This window comes from Exiguobacterium sp. s142, assembly GCF_018618455.1.
In the GTDB taxonomy this organism is placed as follows: domain Bacteria; phylum Bacillota; class Bacilli; order Exiguobacteriales; family Exiguobacteriaceae; genus Exiguobacterium; species Exiguobacterium aurantiacum_A.
Genome location: NZ_JACSMB010000010.1, coordinates 82,658 through 107,009, shown reverse-complemented (window position 1 = coordinate 107,009; position 24,352 = coordinate 82,658). Strand labels below are relative to the sequence as shown.

The window sequence follows — 24,352 nt, the reverse complement described above, 5'->3', positions numbered from 1 at the left end:
GCTCTTGAAAATGACGAAGCTTGCGCTTCAATCAAAACTTGTAAAACTTTTTTTGCCTCATCGTTCAGTTTTCAAAGTTCGTCTGTCGCTCTTAACGACTCATTAATAGTATCATCTGTAATTATATTCGTCAACTATAAAAATAAAATATTTTAAAAGAATAATATCTAGCGTATTCTTTCGACGGCACTATATAGAAGGAACACGCTAGACGGTTACTGAAAAGCGACGATTCGTACCTCATCAAGTTGAGATAAATCGTATGTTTCTTGCGTTGGTTCAGCGATCACGACCGGTTGTTCCACGCTCGGCGTGTAGCGTTGAATCGTTCCGCGCACACCACTGCTCAGTAAGACAGTCCGTCCTACTTCGTAAAAGCCGAGCAGTGTAGCTAAAAACGTCAATGCTTCCCCATCGTATGCCTCATTTTGCCACATATAAAAATAGGCCTCTTCTGCTGTCAACGCTGCCCTGAACGTACGTGGGGCTGTCAATTGGCAGAACCGATCAGCGACGATGAACAACGGTGATGCAGGATGGAGGGCTCGTTCTTCTAGCCGATTCGGAAAACCTGATCCGTCTAGGCGTTCATGATGTTCGGCAATCAATTTACCGACCCTGGCTCTAAGTGTCTGATCTTGCGGTAACATCGCAAACGAGACGAGCGGGTGCTGATACAACAGCTCTCGTTCCATTTTTGTGAAATAGCGCATGTGGGACCACTTTCGTATTTTAGCGTAGCTCGCATCTGCGAAATAGGAAGCAACGCCATAATCGAATTGAATGCGGTGTTCATCTCCTCGGTATTTCGATAGCGTCTTGGCTACTAAGGCTCGATAAATCGCATGATGAATCACATGATTTTTTCGAAGTGGTTGATTCGTAAAGAACGTGACGATGGCCGATAGCGGATATTCACGTTTAAACAGTTGATGGACGAATTCAAGCGCTTCGTAAGGGTTGGGGGCAATCCGTTCTTCCCATTGATTGTAATGCCGTTCGTATTGGAGCACTTTTGCACATAGATCGATTTCCTCGTCGCGGGTAAGATGGCGACATTCGACCGGAGCGACATCAATGACTCCCACCTTTAAAAAACGGAGCAATCGTAAATGTTCGTTTGTCAGTTTCGTTCCTGCCTCTAACGAAGAAACTGACGTCAAAAGCGTCATTCCAACGTGAACGTTTGAAATGGCAAGTCGCATGCTCATCCCTCCTGATTGTATGAAAAAAGGTCGAACGGAAGCACCGTTCAACCTTTTCGTCTTACTCAGTCTCTTCAGACGATGGGCCAACTTCGGGTGCTTCATCAACAAACCCATTCTCCACATCAACTGTCGATTCCTCTTCTAATTCATCTTCTAATTCATCTTTTTTCAGTTTAGCAATTGTCGCCAAGCGATCGCCATCTTCGATATTCATGACTTTGACACCGCGCGTGCTACGACCCATTTGCGAAATTGTTTGGGCATCGATTCGAATCGCGACACCGAGCTCGGTCATGAGCATGATGTCATCATCTTCATCGACTACGCGCATCCCGACGACAGTTCCGCGGTCTGTCTTGATTCCGATAATTCCAGAACCACCTCGACCTTGCGTACGGAATTGTTCCATCGCCGTGCGTTTGCCATATCCTTTTTCCGTGATGATGAGCACGTCTTGCGTCGGGCGTACGATTTCCATCGAAACGACTCGATCATCATCTTTCTTCAGTCGAATCGCACGTACACCGCGAGCGGTACGGCCCATCGAACGGACCTCACCTTCGAGCGGGAAGCGAATCGACATCCCTGCGTGTGTCACGATCAACATCTCGTCGTCGCTCTTCGCGAGACGTACGGTAACGAGCTCATCGCTATCATTTAAGCTGATGGCACGCAACCCGTTTTTGTTGATGCGAGCATAGGCAGAAAGCGGTGACCGTTTAACAAGTCCGTGCTTCGTGATAAACACGAGTGACAATTGCTCATCAGCCACTTCTTCTTCTTCTGAACCTTCACCAGCGTCCTCAACGATGGCTTTGTCCGCCAAATAGCTATTAAAGTCGACCGGAATCATCGTTTCGACCTTCTCGCCCTTATCGACTTGGAGCAAGTTGATAATCGGCATCCCTTTCGCGGTTCGGCTCATCTCAGGAATCTCATATCCTTTCAAGCGGAACACGCGACCGAAGTTCGTGAAGAACAAGATCGTATCGTGCGTTGAAGCAGATAAGAGGCGCAATACGAAGTCTTCGTCATTCGTACCCATTCCTTGTTTCCCTCGACCGCCACGGCGTTGTGTACGATACGAGTCACTCGGAATCGATTTGATGTAACCTTCGCTCGTCAGTGCGATCATCATGTCACGAACCGGGATCAAATCCTCATCCTCAAGCTCGATGATGTCGGTACGGATCACGGTACGACGTGCATCGCCGTAACGTTCTTTGATTTCAGTCAGTTCATTGCGAATGATGTCGAGAAGGAGTTCTTCATCCCCTAAAATCGCACGCAATTCTTCAATCAACGTACGGATCTCGCGATACTCGCCTTCGATTTTCTCGCGTTCAAGACCAGTCAACCGTTGAAGACGCATATCGAGAATGGCTTGCGTCTGCTCTGTTGATAGTCCGAAGCGAGCAATCAATTTCTCACGGGCCTCGTCACCAGTTCGCGTGCTGCGGATGATGGCGATGACTTCATCAAGATGGTCGAGCGCGACACGGAGACCTTCGAGAATATGAGCGCGTGCCTCTGCCTTATCAAGGTCGAATTGTGTCCGGCGCCGAACGACTTCTTTTTGGTGTTCGATGTAATAATAGATCGCTTGTTTCAAGTTGAGCGTCTTCGGACGTCCTCCGACGAGCGCGAGCATGTTCACCCCGAACGTCGTTTGCATCGGCGTCTGTTTATACAAGTTGTTCAAAATGACGCTTGCGTTCGCATCGCGGCGTACCTCGATGACGACGCGCATTCCGTTTCGGTCCGACTCGTCACGAAGGTCTGTGATGCCCTCGATTTTCTTATCGCGAACTAGGTCAGCAATCTTTTCAACGAGACGTGCCTTGTTCACTTGATACGGAATTTCATGGACGAGGATGCGTTCACGGCCGTTCTTCAACACTTGGATCTCGGCTTTCGCGCGCATCGTGATCGATCCGCGACCTGTCTCATACGCCCGGCGAATACCGCTGCGTCCTAAAATCTCACCAGACGTCGGAAAGTCCGGACCCGGAATGTACTGCATGAGCTCTGAAATCGTGATGTCCGGATTGTGCGTGAGCGCAAGCACGCCATCGATTACTTCGTTCAAGTTATGTGGCGGTACGTTCGTCGCCATCCCGACCGCAATCCCGCTCGTACCATTGACGAGGAAGTTCGGGAAACGGGCCGGCATAACGACTGGTTCTTTCTCTTCACCATCAAAGTTTGCTTGATAGTCGATCGTGTTTTTACCGATATCGCGCACGAGTTCCATCGCGATTTTCGACATACGGGCTTCCGTGTAACGCATTGCCGCTGCCGAGTCTCCATCGACGGACCCGAAGTTTCCGTGGCCATCGACGAGTTCATAGCGATAACTGAAATCTTGGGCCATCCGGACCATCGTCTCGTAAACGGCTGAATCACCGTGTGGGTGATACTTACCGATGACGTCACCGACGACACGGGCAGACTTCTTATGGGGCTTGTCGGCACGAATCCCGAGCTCGTTCATCGCATAAAGGATACGGCGGTGAACCGGCTTGAGACCGTCTCGCACGTCCGGGAGGGCACGCGACACGATGACGCTCATCGCATAGTCCATGAACGACGTCCGCATCTCTTGGCTAATATTTATATCCTTGATATTTTCTTGTTCTGCCATTCGTTATTGCCTACCCTTCTTTTTAAATATCGAGGTTTTTCACGTAGTGTGCGTGTGACTGGATGAAGTCACGGCGCGGCTCGACATTGTCGCCCATGAGCGTCTCAAAGACCTCATCTGCCTCGATGGCGTCTTGAAGGTCGACACGAAGCATCGAGCGAGACTCTGGATTCATCGTCGTGCTCCAAAGTTGTTCCGGGTCCATCTCACCGAGACCCTTGTAGCGCTGTACACTATAGCGCGCGTTCTCAGGAAGTCGTTTGATTGCTTCTTGGAGTTCGCGGTCGTTTTGGACGTAAACAATCTCTTTACCATGTTTTACACCGTAGAGTGGCGGCTGGGCGATGTAGACGTAGCCGCTCTCAATAAGTGGCCGCATGTAACGATAGAAGAACGTCAGCAACAGTGTCCGGATGTGGGCACCATCGACGTCGGCATCGGTCATGATGATCAACTTATGGTAACGCGCCTTGCCGAGATCGAATTCGTCGGCGATCCCGGTCCCAAGTGCCGTGATGATTGTCCGGACTTCCTGGTTGGCTAAGATTTTATCGAGTCTTGCTTTCTCGACGTTGATGATCTTACCTCGGATTGGCAAAATCGCTTGGAAATGACGGTCGCGTCCCGACTTGGCTGATCCACCGGCCGAGTCACCCTCGACGATGTACAGTTCAGATTTCGATGCGTCCTTCGATGAACAGTCGGCCAGCTTACCTGGCAACGAGCTGACTTCAAGGATGCCTTTACGACGTGTCATTTCACGGGCGCGTTTGGCCGCGAGGCGGGCACGGGCTGCCATGAGCCCTTTATCGACGATGAGTCGGCCGACCGACGGGTTCTCAAGCAAGAACTGTTCGAACGTCTCGCTAAAGAGTGAATCTGTCACCGTACGGGCGTCAGCGTTACCGAGCTTCGTCTTCGTCTGTCCCTCGAACTGCGGTGACGGGTGTTTGACCGAGACGATCGCGGTCATCCCTTCACGCACGTCGTCGCCAGAAAGGCTGCCATCAGCCTCTTTCATCAATCCAAAGCGTTTGGCGTAATCGTTGATCGCCCGTGTCAGTGCCGTTTTGAATCCGGTCTCGTGCGTTCCGCCTTCGTGTGTCGGGATATTGTTTGTGAACGAGTAAATATTGCTCGAGAACCCTTCGTTGTACTGCAGCGCAATCTCTACTTCGATCCCGTCTTTCGTACCGTGTACATAAACCGGTTCCTCGTGGATCGAGGACTTCGAACGGTTCAAATGCTCGACGTAAGACTTAATCCCGCCTTCGTAATAATAATTGCGCTCAATCGTTTCATCGCCCCGCTCATCTTTTGCGATGATACGGAGTCCTTTGTTCAAGAAAGCAAGTTCACGCAAGCGCGTTGCGAGAAGATCAAAATCGTATTCGAGTGTTTCGTCGAAGATGTCTCCATCTGGGAAGAAACGAACCGTCGTACCGGTCGTGTCTGTCGTGCCGACAATCTCGAGCTCACCTTGAGGTGCGCCGCGTTTGAACGATTGATAGTAAACGTTACCGTTTCGGCGTACGAACACTTCGAGTTTCTTCGACAAGGCGTTAACGACGGACGCCCCGACTCCGTGCAAACCACCCGACACTTTATATCCACCGCCGCCAAATTTACCTCCGGCGTGGAGAACGGTGAAGATGACTTCGACGGCAGGACGTCCTGTCTTTTTCTGAATGTCGACCGGAATCCCCCGGCCATCATCTTCGACCACGACAGAGTTGCCTGGTTCGATTGTCACGGTAATCGTTTCACAATGACCGGCGAGCGCTTCATCAATCGAGTTGTCGACGACTTCCCACACTAAGTGGTGGAGCCCGCGTGAACTCGTCGAACCGATATACATCCCTGGGCGTTTACGAACGGCTTCTAACCCTTCAAGCACTTGAATCTGATCGGCACCATAATCTTGCATTTGTTTTTCGTTTTCGTTACTCATCGGTTTCATTCACCTACTATACATGAATTGGTGTTCATAAGGATTGGTCGTACGTTAGACAGATTCCGTCTCAACTTTACCTTGTTTCACGTGAAACAACTTGGCTTGTTGAATCGTTTCGTGAGCAATTCCATCGATATTGGTCGTCGTAATAATCGTTTGGACTTTCTGCCCCATCGTATCAAGCAGATGGGTTTGGCGATGATCATCTAATTCAGATAAGACGTCGTCTAACAACAGCAGCGGATACTCCCCGACCTCTTCGTGGATCAGTTCAATCTCCGCTAGTTTTAACGACAAGGCCGCCGTGCGTTGCTGGCCCTGTGAACCGAACGTTTGGACGTTCCGATCATTGACGTACAATTCGAAGTCGTCGCGATGGGGACCGAACAGGGTCACACCTCTTCTTCGTTCGTTCTCTCTTATTTTATCAAACTTTTGCCGATACGTTTCAAACATCTGTTCTTTCGTGTGACGTTCTTTTTGAAACGTGTCCGAGACGTATTGAATCGTCAACGTTTCTAAGTTCCGAGTGATTCCTGCATGGATCGGTCCGGCCCATTTCTCGAGTTGATCGATAAAATGGTGGCGCCTGGAGACGATTTTGACGGCAAGCTCAATCAGTTGGTCGGTGAGCACTTCGAGCAATGTCTCGTCCCCACCTTTGATCGACAGTTGTTTTAAAAATGCATTCCGTTGCTTCAGTGTTTTCAAATACTGATTCAAGTCATGCAAGTAAATCGGACTGACTTGTCCGATTTCCATATCTAAAAAACGTCTTCGTCCTTGAGGGCTGCCTTTGACAATCGCAAGATCTTCTGGCGCGAACAAGACGACGTTGAACGCTCCGACGTAGTCACTGAGCCGTCGTTGCTCGAGGTGGTTCAGTTTCGCTTTTTTCCCTTTCGGAGAAAAGCTCAGCGACTGTACCGTTTCACCGGTACGTTTATGGATCCGACCCTCGACGACGGCCGTTTCCGCTTCCCATCCGATCAGTTCACGGTCTTGCGTCGTCCGATGCGACTTTGCGAGCGCAAGTACGTAAATCGATTCGAGCAGATTCGTTTTGCCTTGGGCGTTCTCACCGATGAGAACATTCGTCTGTTCTGAAAAATTTAGCTCAAGGGCTTCATAGTTGCGGTAGTTTTGCAGTCGAATCGACAATAAGTGCACGTTAGTTCCCCTCGATTTGGAAGTCCCCGTAGCCCTCGACTTCAATCTTGTCTCCGTCGCGGAGTTTACGGCCGCGGCGTTGATCGACCTCGCCGTTCACTTTGATCTCAACGTCTTCCAAAAAGAATTTCGCTTGGCCTCCGCTTGAAATAATATCAGCTAATTTTAAAAATTGTCCGAGTGTTACATACTCGGTCGTAATCGACACTTTTTCCATGTCGTCACTTCCTTTCCTTCATACTTTTCACAAAAAATCGCCATACATATTAGTTTATCGAAAAACGTCGAATAAGGCAAAAATAGGGATGATTAGGTGAAACACCTCATCATCCCCGATTCGCTCCATCTTGATTACGATGTGCGGACTGGCAAAATCAACTGAAGGACACTATCTTGTTCGACCGGACGCAAAATAAACGGGCGCATCGAACCTGTGAATTGAACCTCGATTTCCGTCGCATCGAGCGCACGAAGCGCATCCATGACAAATTTCGAGTTGAACGAAATTTTGAGTTCTTCACCTTCGAGCGATAAGATGCTGACCCGCTCGGACACTTTCCCGACTTCAGGCGAGTGTGAAGAGACTTCGACAGTGTTCGCTTCTTCAGCCACGAACTTGATGACATTGTTGCGATCCGAACGTGCCAACAGCGATGCACGATCAATCGCCTGTAAGAAATCTTTCGCATTCAAACGAACTGCAGTCCGATATTCTTCTGGGATCAAGCGAGACGTATCTGGGTACGCTCCATCAAGAAGACGTGAAAAGAACGAAATGTTTTTCAGACGGAATAGAATCTGTTGGTCCGTCAAGACGATTTCAATCGGCAACTCTTCACGGTCAAGTAATTTTGCGAGCTCATTGAGCGAACGACCCGGCACGACGACGTTTTGGAACGTCAAATCGTCATCTGTTTCAAAACGGGCCCGGCGCAGTGCCAACCGATGGCTATCCGTCGCGACGCATGTCAAAAATCCTTTTTCAGCTGAGAAATTCACACCTGTCAGGACTGGACGTGTCTCTTGCGACGAGACGGCAAAGCTTGTTTGGCGAATGATCGTCTTCAACAAATCGGCCGGAAGATAGAACCGGCGGTCGCTCGCTAGTTCAGGGAGACGTGGATACTCGTCTGGGTCGAGTCCGTTCAGATGGAACTCCGCTTGACCTGATTCGATACGCGTCATGAAGTTTGGTGAGACTTCGAGTGTGACTTCGTTCGTCGGGAGCTTCTTGACGATTTCACCAAGGAAACGGGCGTTCAAGACGACGCTACCGGCACGTTGGATTTGGATGAGTTCGATTCCACCCTCTTCGACCGGGATCAATCGTTCGATCGAAATTTCCGTATCACTTCCTGTGAGCGTCAATCCATCCGCATGGGCTTCAAGTTTTAATCCTGTCAAAATTGGGATCGTCGTTCTAGAAGCAACAGCTTTTGATACATCTTGTACGGCTTGCATGAATACATCGCGCTGAATCGTTAAGTGCATGTGGATAATTCCTCCTAAGTGAAATGAGTCATATAGTTTAATAATAATAGTATTATTTAAGTCATAATAGTAATAAGGGCTGTGGATAGTGGGGATAACTCACTTGAACAACTGGTGTTGAGCCAATCTGCCTGTGAATAACATGTGGATAACTCGGCTTGTTTATCCACAGGATATCCACAGGAGGAATGAGACGGTTACGACAACGCCTTCTTCAATGTTTTAATCGTCTCTTGCATCTCCGGATCATGCTTGAGTAACGTGCTAATCTTCTCATGCGCGTGGATAACTGTCGTGTGATCCCGCCCACCGAACTCTTCTCCGATTTTAGGGAGTGAGCTCTCGGTCATCTCGCGTGATAAATACATCGCGATCTGTCTCGGGAAAGCGAGCGTCTTCGTCCGTTTTTTCGCTTTGAGCTCATCGACCTCGATATTAAAGTGATGACCGACGATCTCTTGGATGTCACGGATGACAATCTTCTTCGCCTCTTGCACCGGCATGATGTTGTGGAGCGCTTCGGCAGCGACATCAGGGTCAATCGGCCGGGCGACGAGCTTCGCATAGGCGACGACGCGGGTAAGTGCGCCTTCAAGCTCACGAATGTTCGTGTCGATTTGATTCGCGATGTAGAGCATGACATCATTGGCGATATCAAGCCCTTCAGCTGTCGCTTTCTTCCGTAAAATCGCGATCCGCGTCTCGAGGTCAGGCGGCGTGATATCCGTGATCAGTCCCCATTCGAACCGAGACCGGAGACGATCTTCTAACGTCGGAATCTCTTTAGGCGGCCGATCGCTCGAGATGACGATTTGTTTTTGATCGTTATGGAGCGCATTGAACGTGTGGAAGAACTCTTCTTGCGTCTGTTCTTTCCCGGCCAAGAACTGAATGTCATCTATTAATAGAACATCGATGTTCCGGTAACGGTTACGGAACTCCTCTGTCTTGTTGTCGCGGATTGAGTTAATGAACTCGTTTGTAAACTTTTCCGACGAAACGTAGGCGATTCGTGCGCCTGGCTTCTGCCCTTTCACGTAATGACCGATCGCATGCATCAAGTGTGTCTTTCCAAGTCCGACTCCCCCATAGATGAAGAGCGGGTTGTAAGCTCTCGCAGGCGCTTCGGCCACAGCCAGTGAGGCAGCGTGGGCAAACCGGTTGCCCGAACCGATGACGAACGTTTCAAAGATATACTTATCGTTTAATTGACCGAGGTTCCCTTCCTCTTTTGATCGTACTGGAACCGGCTGCTCTCTCGTTTCTGTAGCGGCAATCGCTTCTTTTGATCCCTCTGCAGGAGCATACTTGTGCGCTTGCGACTCCTCGATAAAATGAATCTCAAGTCGATTGTTCGTCACTTCCTCAACCGTATCTTGCAGTAATGACAAGTACTGACGTTCGAGCCAAGTGACAATGAAACTAGCGGGGGCGGATACGACGAGTGTCGTTCCCATCAATGAAATTCCTTCCGTTGACTTCAACCACATGTCAAAGCTAGCTTTTGGTGTTCGTTCTTCTTCGTCGATTAGAGATAAAACATTTCTCCAAATCTCGCGAGCATTTTTCAATGAAAGACCTCCTTTACTCACATATTGGCGAAACTTATTCACATGATATACACATTCACTATTCTTATAGTAGAAACTAGGCTTATCCCCAGGAAACAAAAACTGTGGATAACGTTATCCACAAGGTGTTAACTATGGGGATAACAGTTATCCACAGGCTGTGTATATCTCGGAATTGATGAAATATCATCCACGAGTTGTGCACATTTAGTTTAGCAAAATAAAATAGACGTGGCAACGGTTTTTGACATTTATCCACAGATTTAAAAAACAATCCACAGGCACTTATCCACATGCTGTGGACAGTGTGGATAAGCTGTGGATATGTTGTGGATAAACTTAAAGTGAACGAGCCGTCATGAAAAAGTTATGCACAAAAGAGGGAGAAGGAAAATATCGTATTGTTTTTGTAAGAGAAGAAAGTGGAATTTTAAGAAACCGCACGTTACAATTGTTGAAAAATATGGAGTTATACACATATAAGTGTGGATAACTAGGTGGATATGTGGATAAAACGGCTTTATTAAGCTATTTGTAAAAGAATGACGGCTCAAATGTAAAGGTTGCGTCTCGTTTAGTCCCCTATTTTATCGATGTCTAGCCTGATCCGTCTAGCTGGGGAGATCAAGTCCATCGCTGCCAACTATTCGTGCCCGATTCGAAAACCTCTTGAAATGCCATTGACAATCGGTAGAACAGTTTATATAATCTTAAAGACTGCCTTAAATGAAACTATAACTTGCTAATAGAGCGTTAACCTTGAGGAGGTGCTTTAACCATGAAACCAACTTTTAATCCTAACAACCGTAAGCGTAAAAAAGTTCACGGATTCCGTTCGCGTATGGCGACTAAAAACGGCCGCAACATTCTTGCAGCTCGTCGTCGTAAAGGCCGCAAAGCCTTGACTGTCTAATAAAGATCAAAAGATTGCCCGGGGAACTGATCCTCGGGCAATCTTTTTTTTATCGTCACAGAATCGAACGGAAAAAATCGATTCTCACTCGTTGAAATGAATGGGATATGATATGATGTTAGGTGACGATTTTTGAAGCGAAGGATGGAGTGAGAATTTTGAAAAAAGAATACCGCCTCCAAAAGAATGAAGAGTTCCAAGCGGTGTTTCGCGAAGGACGCTCCGTGGCTAATCGTCAGTTTGTCGTCTACACGCAAAAGGCGGATCAAGCGCATTTCCGGGTTGGACTTTCTGTCAGCAAAAAGTTAGGGAACGCAGTGGAACGAAACCGAATGAAACGATTGATGCGTGAATCGCTTCGCTTGCTCGAACCGAACGTAGCTCCGCATAATTATGTCATCATCGCTCGTAAACCGGCGACGTCGCTCTCGCAAGATGAAGTGACGGAGAGTTTGAAACATGTGTTCAAACGAGCTAAAGTTTGGCAACAGAGACAAGTCGATCGATCATAACAATCCGAGCTCGTTCTTTCATATATAACGCGAACTAATTAGGATTGACCGATAGACGTGTGACGCAACTAAAAGAATCGATACAGAAAGCGTAGGAGGAATTATGAGCAAAAACCTGAAATTAGGATTATTGGCCGTCATGACTGGTGTCATCTTGTTGATGGCCGGATGTGTCGATCCATCGACAATCCAAGGAGAGCCGATCACGGCTGAAACGGAAGGCTTCTGGTCTCAATACTTTGTATGGCCACTAGCATGGTTGTTAAAAGAAGCGGCTTATTTAATCGGCGGCACTTGGCAGTACGGGTATTCGATCATCGTTGCGACGATCATCGTCCGACTCTTGATCTTACCGCTCATGATCAAGCAGACGAAGAGTATGGGTGCGATGCAAGTGTTGCAACCGGAAATGCTCAAGCTTCGTGAGAAGTATAGCTCGAAAGACCAAGAGACACAGCGTAAACTGCAAGAAGAAATGATGAAGATGTATCAAGACTACCAAATCAACCCGCTCGCAGGGTGTTTGCCAATCTTGATTCAAATGCCGATCTTATTCGCATTCTATGATGCGATTCGTCGGACACCTGAAATCTTTGAAGCAAGTTTCCTTTGGTTCGACCTTGGTGCGCCGGATCCGACGTTCATCTTGCCGATCCTTGCTGCGATCTTGACGTACGCCCAACAAAAAATCTCAATGGCGGGGCAAGAACAAAACCCGCAGTTGAAGATGATGCTTTATATCTTCCCGGTCATGATCTTCGTCATGTCGATCACCCTCCCGGCAGCCCTCTCGATGTACTGGGTCGTCGGTTACATCATCTCAATCATCGTGACGATGGCGATCATGTTGCCGATGCGTGAGAAGATGAAAGTTCAAGCTGAAGCGAAAATCGCTGCGAAAGAAGCAGAGCGTGCGGTACTCGCAGAAGAAGAAAAACAGAACAAAAAGAAAAAACGCAAATAAACGTTGAGGCTGTGGATAAATGATCCACAGCCTTTTTTTGTGACAAGAGAAGTATTGTGGATAAAACGCGGGAATAGGATTAAGGACCAATTATCTGAATCAAGAAGGGAGCATTCCTAATGGAGACGCTGATCAAACGGCTTGAGCGTTCGACGTTAGTCCAAGCCGGTATTTATTTGTTGATCGGGTTACTGATTTTATTTAATCCGCGCTTTTTCTTTGACGTCATCGTTTATCTCGTCGCCGGTTATTTTGCTGTACTCGGTCTTTGGGTGTTGTTCCAAGGTCTTCGCCAACGAAAAGATGGGTTGCCGCCATCCTTCTTTATGGGGATCGTCTATATCTTGATTGCCTTGATCGTCTTTTTCTTCGCTGAAACGTTAGCCAGCCTCTTGCCGCTCTTCATCGGTTTCTTGTTCTTGTTTGGCGGGCTCATCCGGCTCATTCAAGCCGTTGGTTTTCGCAAGACGATTGCGAGTCGGTGGATGTTCTTTCTATTGAGCAGCTTGTTGTGGATCGGGATCGGGCTACTCATGCTGGCGAACCCGTTCGACAGCTTACTCGTCTTGTTTCAATTGTTCGGCGGCTTTTTAATTGCCGTCGGTCTCATCGAAGTAGTACTCTATTTCACGCTTCGGTCTGCAAGACGCCAGCATGGATGAACGAAGAGCCGCCTGATTTCACAGGCGGCTCTTTTCGCGTTGCAGCAAATTTATGAGAAACGGTCGGATTGTTGCGAACCCTTCGATCGTCTCCAAAAATTGACGTTCCTCCTCTAGGCGAGCGACGTACAGTCGCGCTGCCGTGGCATGTTTTGTCGGGGTCAACGACTCATACCACGCACGCAAATCAATGCGGGCGCGTGCAGCCACGTCTTTCAACCCGAGGACGCTACGATGCGGCTCGTAATGGGCTGCAAGGACGTAGGCGAAATGGTTCATCCCTTGGCGCAACATCTCGACGGCCCAAATGTCGTTTCCGCGGTCGCGTGCTTTCGTATATTGAAAGAAAAACCAAATCGCATCGAAGGCGTACCCGTATAAGTCATCTGTAGCCAAGGTGAGCGAACGGGGATGATGTTCAAGCCGGTTGCCGGGGTCGAACAGCACCATAATTTCGTCGTGCCCGTTCAACGTCTCCGACGTGACGGTGAACAAGTCGACGTGTAAGAAGTCATCGTAGACGACAATCAGTTGCGGGGCGACGATGAAGATATCGTCTTCGAGCAAGATTGGACGGTACGCCGACAAGTGCTGGCGCCGTCAGCTTAAAAAGTCAGCGACCTTCTCCGGGGCGACCATGACATAAAGGTCGACGTCCGAATGCTCATCGCCTTCCCCGCGTCCAAACGATCCTTTAAGAAAAATCGCTTGAACGGCTTCGTCTTGCTGTAACACGTCCGTCAGTTTAGAAATGGCCTCACGTTGTCTCATTCCGTCGTGCCTCCTTTGGAAATATATTCTGCTATTGTACAAAAGTAAAAGCTGAAAAAGCAACTCGTGATGGAAAGGTCGGACCCTTTCGTTCGAGCTAAATATCGTGTATAGTAGGTGCGTTATGCATATGATAGATAAAGATGTTTGAAGTATGGGAGGGGAAGATTATGCTAGAGTTTGACACGATTACAGCCATTTCGACGCCGATGGGTGAAGGGGCAATCGGAATCGTCCGTTTGTCCGGTGATAAGGCTGTCGAGACGACGGCGAACGTGTTCGCGGGCAAAGACTTGACGGAAGTGGACTCGCACACGATTCATTACGGAAAACTGAAACGGCCTGGCACAGACGAGGTCATCGATGAAGTGATGGTCAGCGTCATGCGGGCGCCGAAGACGTTCACGCGAGAAGACGTCGTCGAAATCAACTGTCACGGAGGAATCGTCGCGGTCAATCGTGTCCTCGAGCTGATCCTCGAACAACCGAACATTCGATTGGCAGAACCAGGCGAGTTCACGAAGCGCGCCTTTTTGAATGGCCGCATCGACTTGTCACAAGCGGAAGCGGTCATGGATTTGATTCGGGCGAAGACCGACCGCGCCATGACCGTGGCGATGTCACAGATGGAAGGTCGTTTGTCGCGGCTCGTCCGCGATTTGCGTCAACTGTTGCTTGAAACGATCGCAGCCGTCGAGGTCAATATCGATTACCCAGAGTACGATGCTGAAGAGATGACGCAAGCGATCGTTGAAGAGAAGGCGGGCGAAGTGAAACGTGTGCTCGAACAACTGCTCGAAACGGCTCGCCAAGGAAAAATTTTGCGTGAAGGTCTCGCGACAGCGATCATCGGACGGCCGAACGTCGGCAAGTCCTCGCTGTTGAACACGCTCGTCCAGGAAACGAAGGCGATCGTCACGGAAATCGCGGGAACGACGCGCGACACGATCGAAGAGTACGTGAACGTCAAAGGCGTTCCGCTCAAGCTGATCGATACGGCCGGGATTCGCGAGACGGAAGACATCGTCGAACGGATCGGTGTTGAAAAATCGCGGAAGGCGCTTGCGGGCGCCGATCTCATCTTGCTCGTCTTGAACGGTCATGAGGGCTTGACGGTCGAAGATGAGGCGCTATTCGAGGCGATTGCCGGCATGAATGCGATTATCATCATCAACAAGACGGACTTGCCACAAAACATGGATTCTTCTAAGCTAGAGAAATTAGCGGCAGGGCGCCCGATTGTGGCTACATCGCTATTATTGGAAGAAGGGATCGATGCGCTTGAAAAGGCGATTTCGAACTTGTTCTTCGCCAAAGGCGTCGAGTCGCAAGATATGACATATATCTCGAACGCACGACACATTCAACTCATTAAACGGACGATCGAGCAAATCGATGAGGCGCTCGGTAGCGCCGGCATGAACATGCCGATTGACATGGTCCAAATTGATTTACGTCGGTCGTGGGATACGCTCGGGGAAATCAATGGGGACACGGTCCAGGAAAGTTTGATTGATCAACTGTTTTCACAGTTTTGTCTTGGGAAATAAGAAGGAGGAAACACTATGGCTTACACGGCAGGCGAGTTTGACGTCATCGTCATCGGAGCCGGTCACGCGGGGATCGAAGCGGCACTTGCGTCGGCGCGCATGGGCGCGAAGACAGCGATGCTCACGATGAACCCGGACATGGTCGGGTTTATGTATTGCAATCCGTCGATCGGAGGTCCCGCTAAAGGGATCGTCGTTCGTGAAATCGATGCCCTCGGAGGCGAGATGGCGAAAGCGATTGACGCGACATATATTCAAATGAAAATGCTCAACACATCAAAAGGTCCAGCGGTGCGTGCGTTACGGGCGCAAGCGGACAAATTCCAATATCAAAATCACATGAAGAAAGTACTTGAAGACGAGCCGAACCTGTTGCTTCGTCAAGCACTCGTCGAGCGTCTCATCGTCGAAGACGGGCAAGTGCGAGGCGTCATCACGAACACAGGCTCGGAGTATCGGGCGAACGCGGTCATCGTCACGACCGGTACGTTCATGCGCGGACAGATCATCATCGGAGAACTGTCTTATGAGAGCGGTCCGAACAACCAAATGCCTTCTGTCGAGCTGTCGAAGCATCTCGAAGAACTCGGGCTTGAACTTGTTCGTTTCAAGACGGGTACGCCGCCGCGAATCGACGGGAAGACGATCGATTATTCAAAAACGGAGATTCAGCCGGGGGACGAGAACCCGTCGCTCTTCTCTTACACGTCGACCGATCTCAATCCGATCGAACAGATCCCATGCTGGCTCACGTATACGAGCGAGCGGACGCACCAGTTGATCGACGAGAACTTGCATCGTTCGCCGATGTATTCGGGCGCGATCAAAGGGACAGGGCCACGCTACTGTCCGTCGATTGAAGATAAAGTCGTTCGTTTCAACGACAAGCCGCGTCATCAAATCTTCCTCGAGCCAGAAGGCCGCGACACGGAAGAAATCTACGTCCAAGGCTTCTCGACGAGCATGCCGGAAGACGTTCAGCACCAGATGCTCCGGACAATCCCGGGTCTTGAGAACTCAGAGATGATGCGCCCCGGTTACGCGATCGAATACGACGCGGTCGTACCGACGCAACTTTGGCCGACACTCGAGACGAAGACGGTCAGCGGTCTGTTCACGGCTGGGCAGATCAACGGGACGAGCGGATACGAGGAGGCAGCCGGGCAAGGTATCATGGCCGGTATGAACGCCGCCTGCAAAGTGCTCGGGAAAGACCCGGTCATTTTGGACCGGTCGCAAGCGTATATCGGTGTCTTGATCGACGACCTTGTGACGAAAGGGACTAACGAGCCGTATCGTCTGCTGACGTCACGTGCCGAATATCGCTTGCTCCTTCGCCACGATAACGCCGATCTTCGCCTCAGCGACATCGGACACGAAGTCGGTTTGTTGTCGGCTGAGCGCCATGCAAATCTTGAAGACAAACGTACAGCCATCGCTGCGGAAGTGAAGCGGCTCCAGTCGCTCGTGATCAAACCGTCTGCTGAAGTGAATGCGATTTTGGAAGAAGTCGGGGCGAACCCGCTCAAAGAAGCAGCACATGCCAACATCTTGTTGAAGCGGCCCGAAGTGACGTACGCGACGCTGACGCGGTTTGCACCGGCTCCGGTCGAAGTGCCGTTCGAAGTGGCTGAACAAGTCGAGATTCAAGTGAAATATGAAGGCTACATCTCGAAACAGCTCGAGCAAGTCGAAAAAATGCGTCGTATGGAAGAGAAGCGCATCCCTGAGAAGCTCGACTATGACGCGATCAGTGGTCTTGCGACGGAAGCGCAACAAAAATTGAAACAAGTTCGTCCGCTCTCGATTGGACAAGCGTCACGTATTTCTGGGGTGAACCCGGCCGACGTATCGATTCTTCTTGTCTATATCGAGCAGGGACAATACGCAACGGTGGAGTGAAACGATGAATCAATCCCAATTTATTGAAGCCTTACAGGCAGAAGGGTTCGAACTGAGCGAGAAACAACTCGCCCAGTTCGAACGGTATTTCGAGATGCTCGTCGAATGGAACGAGAAGATGAATTTGACGGCAATCACGGATAAAGAAGAAGTCTATTTGAAGCATTTCTACGATTCGCTGAGCGCTGCGTTTCATTTCGACTTCACGGCCGTCGAGACGGTATGTGACGTCGGCGCCGGGGCAGGATTCCCGAGCTTACCGCTCAAAATCTTGTTCCCGCACTTACATGTGACGATTGTCGATTCGCTCAACAAGCGCATCACGTTCTTGAACGAACTCGCCCTCGCTCTCGAGCTAGATGGCGTCGCGTTCCACCACGGACGCGCCGAAGAGTTCGGGAAAAATAAAAAATTCCGTGAGCAATTTGATGTCGTGACGGCCCGTGCCGTCGCGCGGATGACGGTGCTCGCCGAGTACTGTCTACCGCTCGCAAAAGTCGGCGGAACGTTCGTGGCGCTCAAGGCCGCGAAAGTTTCCGACGAACTTGTGGACGCGAAGAATGCCTTGGCGGTGCTCGGTGGGAAAGTAAAAGCGACACACCAGTTCCTATTGCCAGGAGAGATGAGTGAGCGTAATATCGTAATTGTAGATAAATTACGTAAAACGCCCGGGAAATATCCGCGTAAAGCGGGAACGCCGGCGAAAGAGCCGCTAATCTGAGTATTCTTGTTTCACGTGAAACTAAAAGCAGATTCCAGTGGTGGAATCTGCTTATTTTTTACATAAAGGGGTGCCGACGTTGAAGAAAACATTTGCTAAACTGTTCGGAAGTCGTCAAGAAGTGGCCGTCACGGAAATGACGCAAGTTAAACCGAACGACACGGTCCAAGAAATCGCTTTAGCATTACTTCTTCCAAACCGTTATCAACCGCGTAAAGTATTTGAACCGGCTAAGATTGAAGAGTTGGCCGTCACGATCGAAGAGCACGGATTGCTTCAGCCGATCGTTGTTCGTAAGGCGGAAGGGGACCGCTATGAGATCATCGCTGGGGAGCGTCGTTTTCGTGCGGTCAAATCGTTAGGATGGTCCGTCATTCCGGCTATCGTCCGTGACATGGATGACGATACAACGGCCGCCTTGGCGCTCATCGAAAACTTACAACGCGAACAGCTTAGCCCGATTGAAGAAGCGGAAGCGTATGACCGGTTGTTGTCGATGAAACAGTTGACGCAAGACGCGCTCGCGAAGAGCCTTGGTAAGAGCCAGTCGACAATCGCGAACAAGTTACGCCTCTTGAAGCTTCCGAACGACGTCAAACAATGTTTACGTGACCGTCAAATCAACGAACGACATGCCCGGGCGCTCTTGCCGCTCAAAGAAGAGTTGCTGCAAATTCAAGTACTCACGGAGATCCTTGAAGAAGACTATAACGTCAAAGAGACGGAACAGCGTGTCGCGTTCTTGACGACACCGATCGAAGAAGAAAAACGGAAACCGAAGAAGCAACGCCGGCGGACGAAAAGTTTTGCCCGAGACACTCGAATCGCGATCAACACGATCCGTGACTCGATTGATTTGATCGGGAAAACCGGTATCGAAGTTCAAACCGAAGAAGTCGATGAAGAAGAGTTTGTTGAAATTCGAATCCGAATCCCAAAAGCGCGGCCACAAAAGTGAGCTCGTGCTTTTTTTATAAATCATGAACAAGGAGGCGTCACGATGGAAAAGTTAGCGCTCAAATTTATCCGTCCCAACCCGAACCAACCAAGGAAGCAATTCGAAGCCGAGAAGCTAGAAGAGTTGCGACAATCGATTGAACGGTACGGTGTCTTACAGCCCATCGTCGTCCGTAAGGCGAGCGGCTATTATGAGATCATCGCTGGGGAGCGGCGCTATCAGGCGGCGCGGCTTGCCGGGAAGGAAGACATTCCGGCGCTCGTCGTTACGGCCGACTCGGATCGGGTCATGGAGCTCGCGCTAATCGAGAACATCCAACGGGCTGATTTGAACGCGATCGAAGAAGCGCTCGCCTATGAGCAACTCATGCAGACATTAGGGCTGACGCAACAACAGCTCGCCGCACGTGTCGGGAAGAGCCGGAGCCATGTGACGAACAGCCTCCGGCTCCTGAGACTGCCGAGCGCGGTCCAACACGCGGTCATGGTCGGAGAACTGACGATGGGTCATGCCCGTGCCATCACCGGCATGAAGTCGGAGGCGGCGATGGAACAAATCGCGCGACGTGTCATTGCTGAGCAGTGGACGGTCCGCCGGCTCGAGCGCCATTTGCAAAAAGAGCGTACAGAAAAAAAGACGCTCAAACGCTCAGACTCAGACGTCGAAGCCGTCGAGGCCGTGCTTGCGGAACGTCTTCAAATGGATGTCTCGATTCGGTCACGTCGAAAAGGCGGCGTCCTCGAGTTGAAATATTTTTCGCAGGAAGACTTGGAACATTTGTTGACGCTGTTGTCACCTCAAGATTTTGATTCGTCACGTGATTGACGAAGTCTTGTGAACGCAGCCTCTTCATGGTGGATGTTTCCGATTCGCGAATCGAATTCGACGAATCCGGCGGTGACGAAGCGCGCCAGTTCGTAAACGAGGTGGAGACGCGTGTTTTGTAGAATCATCATCTCCATGAAGCCGCTCACGTTGACGACCGCCTTGATGTTGTATTCGCCGACCGAGGGGAGTTCTTTTTGAACGCCAGCGCCCGGTGCGAGCGGGCCTTCCGAGAAGAAGACGTAACCTACGCTCGATAAGCGGCCGAGGCAGGCATCGATGGCGATGATGAGCGGACGGTGAAAGCGTGTCTGAATCTCATGGAGTGTTTCTACTAGGTTTAATGCGTGGACCGGTTTCGTGAGTGTCCCGTAGACGTGCAAGTTCCGAACCATTTTTTCCTCGAGAAACGTACCGACGAGGGGACCGAGCGAATCTCCGGTCGAACGGTCGGATCCGATGCAGACGAGAACGATCGGACGGTGTGTCTCGCTCGCCAACTGTTCGTGAAGCTGGTCAGCAAAAAGTTTGGATCCACTCCGTTCAGTATGTTCGATGAAGAAAGAGTATGGTTTATGAGGTTTTAGGCGAAACGGCATGAATCTCATCCTCTCTTCTAAGCTGTTTGTGATCTAGTTGCATTTGCGGAAGGATATCGTATTAACCCATTCCCGGAACAAGGAAACTTATAACGTCCGGATGTAGGGTTTGAGAAAAGTCATCAATTGTGGTTTGATGGGTTAGAATATATGACTTTAGAGGTGACAACATGGCTTCACAGAATACAGAAACAGATTTAAGTACGGTGGCCGACGAGACGATTAATAACGTCAACCGCTTCGTCGCGTATTTTCAAGATACAGAGATGTGGATCGCCCTTGGGATTAAGCTGACCGGGGTCGTGCTCATCATCGTGGCGTTGTATGCGGCGACAAGAATATTGACGTCGATGGTCCAGCGCGTTTTCACGTTACGTAAAATCCATGAAGATAACATCGTGGCGCAACGACAAAATGAAACGCTTTTGAAACTGGCGCAAAACACGATCCGTTATGTGATCGGGCTCATTATGATTTTGACCGTACTCGGTCAATTCGGGGTCAATATCGCTGGTTTGATCGCATCGGCCGGGGTCGCGGGTCTCGCCATCTCGTTCGGTGCCCAAAACTTGGTCAAAGACGTCATCACAGGCGCGTTCATTATTTTTGAGAACCAGTACAAGAACGGGGACTATGTGAACTTGAACCAACAAGTCGACGGGACCGTCATTGAAGTCGGCATCCGGACGACGAAACTTAGAGGATTGAACGGACAAGTGACGATCATTCCGAACGGTCAAATCATGCAAGTGACGAACTACTCGCTTGAGAACAGCGTCGCTGTCGTCGATATCGGGGTCGCTTATGAGGAAGAGGTAGAAGGGGTCGAAAAAGCGCTGAAAGAAATCGCGAAAGCGGTCGAGGAAAAGTATTACGATCTGTTCATCGAACCGATCACACTCGCAGGCGTGCAGTCGCTCGGACCGTCGGAAGTCGTGTACCGTCTCATGGCCGAAGTGCCGCCGACGCAACATTTCGCGGCAGGCCGGATTTTGCATAAAGAGTTGAAGGCCGGACTTGATGAGCGCGGGATTGAAATTCCATATCCACGCACGGTCATGATGCCTCCAACCACTTCGACTAAAGGAGCGCCCGAAAATGCAGGCTAAATCGTATGAGTTAAACGATTTTGTAGAGATGAAGAAACCACACGCTTGTCAGACGAACCGTTGGCAAGTCACACGGGTCGGGATGGACATCAGAATCAAATGTCAAGGCTGCGGAGCGAGCGTCTTAATGCCGCGACGTGACTTTGACAAACGTTTGAAAAAAGTGCTTAAACAAGAGAACGCCGCTGAATAAGTGGCGTTCTTCTCTATGTTGCAACCGTGAGTTGCGGTTTAATCGAGGACTATCTATAATTGTGAAGGATGTGACGGTGTGGTGTACTGAACGTACCCACTCCACAGACGGATCAACATTTCCCGGGAAACGCCGGATGAGGAGGAAATATAAGTGGGATTAACAGCAGGAATCGTCGGGTTACCGAACGTCGGGAAATCGACATTATTTAACGCTATCACGCAAGCAGGTGTAGAAGCGGCCAACTATCCGTTTGCTACAATCGACCCGAACGTCGGAGTCGTCGAAGTACCGGACACACGTCTGGACCGGTTGACGGAACTCGTCAAACCGAAGAAGACGGTACCGACAGCGTTCGAATTTACAGATATCGCTGGAATCGTCAAAGGAGCATCAAAAGGAGAAGGGCTCGGGAACAAGTTCCTAGCCAACATCCGTGAAGTGGACGCGATTTGCCAAGTCGTCCGTTGTTTTGAAGATGACAACATCACCCACGTCGCCGGTAAAGTATCGCCGATCGATGACATCACGACAATCAACCTCGAGCTCATCTTGGCGGACCTCGAACTTGTCGACAAGCGCATCACGCGCGTTCAAAAAATGGTGAAGTCAAAAGATAAAGGGGCCGCCCAAGAACTTGAAGCACTCGAGATTGTCCAAGCGGTCCTCGAATCAGAGCGCCCGGCCCGTGTAGCCGAATTGACGGAAGACCAACTCGCGATCGTCAAACACTTCCAACTGTTGACGATGAAACCGATGCTTTACGTCGCGAACGTGAGCGAAGACGAAGTCGCAGACTCGGACAACAACAAGTACGTGCAAGCCGTACGTGAACACGCCGCGACGGAAGATGCGAAAGTGATCGTCATCTGCGCGCGCATCGAGGAAGAAATTTCTGAGCTTGAGCCAGAAGAGCGCCTTGAGTTCTTACAAGACCTCGGGATTGAAGAGTCTGGCCTCGATCAGCTGATTCATGCCGCGTACTCGACGCTAGGTCTCGCCACATACTTCACGGCAGGCGAGAAAGAAGTCCGTGCTTGGACGTTCAAACAAGGGATGAAGGCTCCTCAGTGTGCCGGCGTCATCCATTCGGATTTTGAGCGCGGATTCATCCGGGCAGAAGTCGTCTCGTACGAAGACTTGTCGGCTGCCGGCAACATGGCACTCGTCAAAGAGCAAGGCAAGTTGCGTTCAGAAGGTAAAGAATATGTGTTCGAAGATGGCGACGTAGTCACGTTCCGCTTCAATGTTTAAGACATTTCCTTGAAACGTATTGTAAAATGCAAATAAGTTTGATAGTATATTATGACGTGAGTAAAACAATTGTTTGCTCCTTGCTCCTGCAACCGGTAGGAGCCGCTAGTCCAAGAGGAGGTGAAAGATAATGCGTAAATATGAACTACTTTACATTATCCGTCCATCAGTTGATGAGGAAGCTAAAAAAGCGTTGGTTGAACGTTTTAACAACGTCATCACTGAAAACGGAGGTACTGTTGAAAAAACAACAGATATGGGTAAACGTCGTTTCGCTTACGAGATCAACAAAATGCGCGAAGGATACTATGTTCTTCTTAGCATCACTGCTGAACCTAAAGCGATCCAAGAAACAGAGCGTCTCATGAAGATCTCTGATGACGTTGTCCGTCAAATGACAACTAAAGATGAGCGTTGATTCTTGACGCTTCATATTGTGAAAGGGGAGCTTTGAGATGATTAACCGAGTTGTGTTAGTTGGTCGATTGACACGCGATCCAGAAATGCGTTATACGCAGAGCGGAATCGCCGTAACTCGCTTCACTCTCGCTTGCGATCGTCCATTTACTGGACAAGATGGGAAGCGTGAGGCGGACTTTATTGATTGTGTCGTTTGGCGCAAACAAGCAGAGAACGTGGCGCAATATTTGAAAAAAGGCAGCATGGCCGGCGTAGACGGTCGCCTTCAAATCAGTAGTTACGAGGGTCAAGATGGCCAACGTCGTTACCGGGCAGAAGTCGTAGCAGATAGCGTACGCTTCCTTGAACCACGCGGTGCCTCAGCGCAACGTGATACAGCACCAGCGGGAGATGTTTTCGGTGGTGGTGAGTCAAGTGGATCAGGATGGGGCGCAGCCGCTTCTTCGACTTCATCTCAGTCCTCAAACCAATCTTCAAACCAATCTTCAAACAAAGGTTTTGAAGCAGATCCGTTCTCGGGTGGCGGCAAAATCGACTTATCGGATGACGATCTACCATTTTGATCGCGTCGATTCGAAACTAAACTAATAAAGGAGGTCTTCACATGGCACGTCGTCCAGGAGGTCGTCGTCGTCGTAAAGTATGTTTCTTTACGTCGAACAACATCACTCATATCGATTATAAAGACGTAGAATTGCTCAAGCGCTTCGTTTCAGAGCGTGGGAAAATTCTTCCACGTCGTGTGACTGGTACTTCAGCGAAATACCAACGTCCACTTACTGTCGCTATCAAGCGTTCACGTCAAATGGCTTTGCTTCCATACGTTGCAGAGTAATGTTTGACACACGGCTTATCCTTTGGGGTAAGTCGTTTTTTTGTTTTCTGTCTCCACGTAGGAGTGTAAGTGAAACCGGCAGATATGGTATGATAGAGCAGAAACCATTTAGACATCATGAGTGCT

The 24,352-nt window shown here is 49.7% G+C and carries 25 protein-coding genes; 15 read left to right on the top strand and 10 right to left on the bottom strand.

The features are described from left to right. Positions 1–215: 215 nt before the first annotated feature. The 7 genes from KNP77_RS10495 to dnaA all read right to left on the bottom strand — a co-directional run bounded on the left by KNP77_RS10495 (position 216) and on the right by dnaA (position 10,038). Entirely contained in the window at positions 216–1,205 is a 990-nt protein-coding gene (locus KNP77_RS10495) for an HD-GYP domain-containing protein (RefSeq protein ID WP_214890643.1), read from the bottom strand. Positions 1,206–1,266: 61 nt separating this feature from the next. Continuing rightward, positions 1,267–3,852: a DNA gyrase subunit A gene (gene gyrA, locus KNP77_RS10490; protein ID WP_214890640.1), complete on the bottom strand. Its 2,586-nt coding sequence runs from the start codon at positions 3,850–3,852 to the stop codon at positions 1,267–1,269. Between the two features lie 22 nt (positions 3,853–3,874). After that, positions 3,875–5,803, bottom strand: a complete 1,929-nt coding sequence (gene gyrB, locus KNP77_RS10485) for a DNA topoisomerase (ATP-hydrolyzing) subunit B (RefSeq protein ID WP_070329326.1) — start codon at positions 5,801–5,803, stop codon at positions 3,875–3,877. A gap of 54 nt (positions 5,804–5,857) precedes the next feature. Next, a complete protein-coding gene (gene recF, locus KNP77_RS10480; RefSeq protein ID WP_214890637.1) occupies positions 5,858–6,976 on the bottom strand; it encodes a DNA replication/repair protein RecF in 1,119 nt (372 codons plus the stop codon). Position 6,977: 1 nt separating this feature from the next. Beyond that, positions 6,978–7,193 (bottom strand): S4 domain-containing protein YaaA, encoded by a 216-nt coding sequence (yaaA, locus tag KNP77_RS10475; RefSeq protein ID WP_070329328.1) that lies wholly within the window; start codon positions 7,191–7,193, stop codon positions 6,978–6,980. A 134-nt stretch (positions 7,194–7,327) separates the two neighbouring features. After that, positions 7,328–8,467: a DNA polymerase III subunit beta gene (gene dnaN, locus KNP77_RS10470; protein ID WP_070329329.1), complete on the bottom strand. Its 1,140-nt coding sequence runs from the start codon at positions 8,465–8,467 to the stop codon at positions 7,328–7,330. A gap of 197 nt (positions 8,468–8,664) precedes the next feature. Next, positions 8,665–10,038, bottom strand: coding sequence for a chromosomal replication initiator protein DnaA (dnaA, locus tag KNP77_RS10465; RefSeq protein WP_070329330.1), 1,374 nt, complete (start codon positions 10,036–10,038; stop codon positions 8,665–8,667). A 778-nt stretch (positions 10,039–10,816) separates the two neighbouring features. On the opposite strand from dnaA, the gene rpmH reads away from it, so the two are divergent. The 4 genes from rpmH to KNP77_RS10445 all read left to right on the top strand — a co-directional run bounded on the left by rpmH (position 10,817) and on the right by KNP77_RS10445 (position 13,089). Beyond that, a complete protein-coding gene (gene rpmH, locus KNP77_RS10460; RefSeq protein ID WP_083274156.1) occupies positions 10,817–10,951 on the top strand; it encodes a 50S ribosomal protein L34 in 135 nt (44 codons plus the stop codon). 158 nt (positions 10,952–11,109) lie between these two features. Beyond that, positions 11,110–11,463, top strand: a complete 354-nt coding sequence (rnpA, locus tag KNP77_RS10455; RefSeq protein WP_070329331.1) for a ribonuclease P protein component — start codon at positions 11,110–11,112, stop codon at positions 11,461–11,463. A 103-nt stretch (positions 11,464–11,566) separates the two neighbouring features. Next, positions 11,567–12,427 (top strand): membrane protein insertase YidC, encoded by an 861-nt coding sequence (gene yidC / locus KNP77_RS10450; RefSeq protein WP_070329332.1) that lies wholly within the window; start codon positions 11,567–11,569, stop codon positions 12,425–12,427. 119 nt (positions 12,428–12,546) lie between these two features. Next, positions 12,547–13,089, top strand: a complete 543-nt coding sequence (locus tag KNP77_RS10445) for an HdeD family acid-resistance protein (protein ID WP_214890634.1) — start codon at positions 12,547–12,549, stop codon at positions 13,087–13,089. Positions 13,090–13,107: 18 nt separating this feature from the next. On the opposite strand, the gene KNP77_RS10440 is transcribed toward KNP77_RS10445, so the two are convergent. Both KNP77_RS10440 and KNP77_RS10435 read right to left on the bottom strand, forming a co-directional pair. Beyond that, positions 13,108–13,677 (bottom strand): nucleotidyltransferase domain-containing protein, encoded by a 570-nt coding sequence (locus tag KNP77_RS10440; RefSeq protein WP_214890631.1) that lies wholly within the window; start codon positions 13,675–13,677, stop codon positions 13,108–13,110. Positions 13,678–13,689: 12 nt separating this feature from the next. After that, positions 13,690–13,860, bottom strand: a complete 171-nt coding sequence (locus KNP77_RS10435) for a nucleotidyltransferase domain-containing protein (protein WP_214890628.1) — start codon at positions 13,858–13,860, stop codon at positions 13,690–13,692. Between the two features lie 170 nt (positions 13,861–14,030). Between KNP77_RS10435 and mnmE the strand changes: the two genes are divergently transcribed. The 5 genes from mnmE to KNP77_RS10410 all read left to right on the top strand — a co-directional run bounded on the left by mnmE (position 14,031) and on the right by KNP77_RS10410 (position 19,816). Further along, positions 14,031–15,410 (top strand): tRNA uridine-5-carboxymethylaminomethyl(34) synthesis GTPase MnmE, encoded by a 1,380-nt coding sequence (gene mnmE, locus KNP77_RS10430; RefSeq protein ID WP_214890626.1) that lies wholly within the window; start codon positions 14,031–14,033, stop codon positions 15,408–15,410. A gap of 15 nt (positions 15,411–15,425) precedes the next feature. Further along, on the top strand, positions 15,426–17,312 hold the full coding sequence (gene mnmG, locus KNP77_RS10425) for a tRNA uridine-5-carboxymethylaminomethyl(34) synthesis enzyme MnmG (RefSeq protein WP_016509084.1): 1,887 nt from the start codon (positions 15,426–15,428) through the stop codon (positions 17,310–17,312). A gap of 4 nt (positions 17,313–17,316) precedes the next feature. Continuing rightward, positions 17,317–18,033 (top strand): 16S rRNA (guanine(527)-N(7))-methyltransferase RsmG, encoded by a 717-nt coding sequence (gene rsmG / locus KNP77_RS10420; RefSeq protein ID WP_070329336.1) that lies wholly within the window; start codon positions 17,317–17,319, stop codon positions 18,031–18,033. 79 nt (positions 18,034–18,112) lie between these two features. Continuing rightward, complete coding sequence (gene noc / locus KNP77_RS10415; protein WP_070329337.1) at positions 18,113–18,991, top strand: nucleoid occlusion protein; 879 nt, start codon at positions 18,113–18,115, stop codon at positions 18,989–18,991. Positions 18,992–19,033: 42 nt separating this feature from the next. Continuing rightward, complete coding sequence (locus tag KNP77_RS10410; protein ID WP_131490462.1) at positions 19,034–19,816, top strand: ParB/RepB/Spo0J family partition protein; 783 nt, start codon at positions 19,034–19,036, stop codon at positions 19,814–19,816. Here the strand turns inward: KNP77_RS10410 and yyaC are convergent. Then, entirely contained in the window at positions 19,789–20,415 is a 627-nt protein-coding gene (gene yyaC, locus KNP77_RS10405; RefSeq protein ID WP_070329339.1) for a spore protease YyaC, read from the bottom strand. The two genes, KNP77_RS10410 and yyaC, sit on opposite strands and share 28 nt — an antisense overlap. 170 nt (positions 20,416–20,585) lie before the next feature. On the opposite strand from yyaC, the gene KNP77_RS10400 reads away from it, so the two are divergent. From KNP77_RS10400 to rpsR, 6 genes are all read left to right on the top strand, one after another. Next, positions 20,586–21,524 (top strand): mechanosensitive ion channel family protein, encoded by a 939-nt coding sequence (locus KNP77_RS10400; protein WP_131466042.1) that lies wholly within the window; start codon positions 20,586–20,588, stop codon positions 21,522–21,524. After that, positions 21,514–21,717 (top strand): DUF951 domain-containing protein, encoded by a 204-nt coding sequence (locus KNP77_RS10395; RefSeq protein WP_016509068.1) that lies wholly within the window; start codon positions 21,514–21,516, stop codon positions 21,715–21,717. Before KNP77_RS10400 ends, KNP77_RS10395 begins: the two co-directional genes overlap by 11 nt. 153 nt (positions 21,718–21,870) lie before the next feature. Further along, positions 21,871–22,971: a redox-regulated ATPase YchF gene (ychF, locus tag KNP77_RS10390; RefSeq protein WP_131466044.1), complete on the top strand. Its 1,101-nt coding sequence runs from the start codon at positions 21,871–21,873 to the stop codon at positions 22,969–22,971. Between the two features lie 130 nt (positions 22,972–23,101). After that, complete coding sequence (gene rpsF / locus KNP77_RS10385) at positions 23,102–23,389, top strand: 30S ribosomal protein S6 (RefSeq protein ID WP_016509090.1); 288 nt, start codon at positions 23,102–23,104, stop codon at positions 23,387–23,389. Positions 23,390–23,426: 37 nt separating this feature from the next. Further along, positions 23,427–23,954 carry a single-stranded DNA-binding protein gene (gene ssb, locus KNP77_RS10380; RefSeq protein WP_070329342.1) on the top strand — a complete coding sequence of 176 codons (528 nt, stop codon included), beginning with the start codon at positions 23,427–23,429 and terminating at the stop codon, positions 23,952–23,954. Positions 23,955–23,995: 41 nt separating this feature from the next. Beyond that, complete coding sequence (gene rpsR, locus KNP77_RS10375) at positions 23,996–24,226, top strand: 30S ribosomal protein S18 (RefSeq protein ID WP_015880232.1); 231 nt, start codon at positions 23,996–23,998, stop codon at positions 24,224–24,226. Positions 24,227–24,352 lie beyond the last annotated feature (126 nt).

Coding starts and splice junctions, on each gene's coding strand:
- mnmE (WP_214890626.1), top strand. CDS start 14,031: ATGCTAGAGTTTGACACGATTACAGCCATTTCGACGCCGATGGGTGAA.
- KNP77_RS10445 (WP_214890634.1), top strand. CDS start 12,547: ATGGAGACGCTGATCAAACGGCTTGAGCGTTCGACGTTAGTCCAAGCC.
- ssb (WP_070329342.1), top strand. CDS start 23,427: ATGATTAACCGAGTTGTGTTAGTTGGTCGATTGACACGCGATCCAGAA.
- KNP77_RS10395 (WP_016509068.1), top strand. CDS start 21,514: ATGCAGGCTAAATCGTATGAGTTAAACGATTTTGTAGAGATGAAGAAA.
- KNP77_RS10410 (WP_131490462.1), top strand. CDS start 19,034: ATGGAAAAGTTAGCGCTCAAATTTATCCGTCCCAACCCGAACCAACCA.
- yaaA (WP_070329328.1), bottom strand. CDS start 7,193: ATGGAAAAAGTGTCGATTACGACCGAGTATGTAACACTCGGACAATTT.
- mnmG (WP_016509084.1), top strand. CDS start 15,426: ATGGCTTACACGGCAGGCGAGTTTGACGTCATCGTCATCGGAGCCGGT.
- gyrA (WP_214890640.1), bottom strand. CDS start 3,852: ATGGCAGAACAAGAAAATATCAAGGATATAAATATTAGCCAAGAGATG.
- yyaC (WP_070329339.1), bottom strand. CDS start 20,415: ATGCCGTTTCGCCTAAAACCTCATAAACCATACTCTTTCTTCATCGAA.
- yidC (WP_070329332.1), top strand. CDS start 11,567: ATGAGCAAAAACCTGAAATTAGGATTATTGGCCGTCATGACTGGTGTC.
- dnaN (WP_070329329.1), bottom strand. CDS start 8,467: ATGCACTTAACGATTCAGCGCGATGTATTCATGCAAGCCGTACAAGAT.
- KNP77_RS10400 (WP_131466042.1), top strand. CDS start 20,586: ATGGCTTCACAGAATACAGAAACAGATTTAAGTACGGTGGCCGACGAG.
- KNP77_RS10435 (WP_214890628.1), bottom strand. CDS start 13,860: ATGAGACAACGTGAGGCCATTTCTAAACTGACGGACGTGTTACAGCAA.
- gyrB (WP_070329326.1), bottom strand. CDS start 5,803: ATGAGTAACGAAAACGAAAAACAAATGCAAGATTATGGTGCCGATCAG.
- KNP77_RS10495 (WP_214890643.1), bottom strand. CDS start 1,205: ATGCGACTTGCCATTTCAAACGTTCACGTTGGAATGACGCTTTTGACG.
- rpmH (WP_083274156.1), top strand. CDS start 10,817: ATGAAACCAACTTTTAATCCTAACAACCGTAAGCGTAAAAAAGTTCAC.
- rpsR (WP_015880232.1), top strand. CDS start 23,996: ATGGCACGTCGTCCAGGAGGTCGTCGTCGTCGTAAAGTATGTTTCTTT.
- rpsF (WP_016509090.1), top strand. CDS start 23,102: ATGCGTAAATATGAACTACTTTACATTATCCGTCCATCAGTTGATGAG.
- rsmG (WP_070329336.1), top strand. CDS start 17,317: ATGAATCAATCCCAATTTATTGAAGCCTTACAGGCAGAAGGGTTCGAA.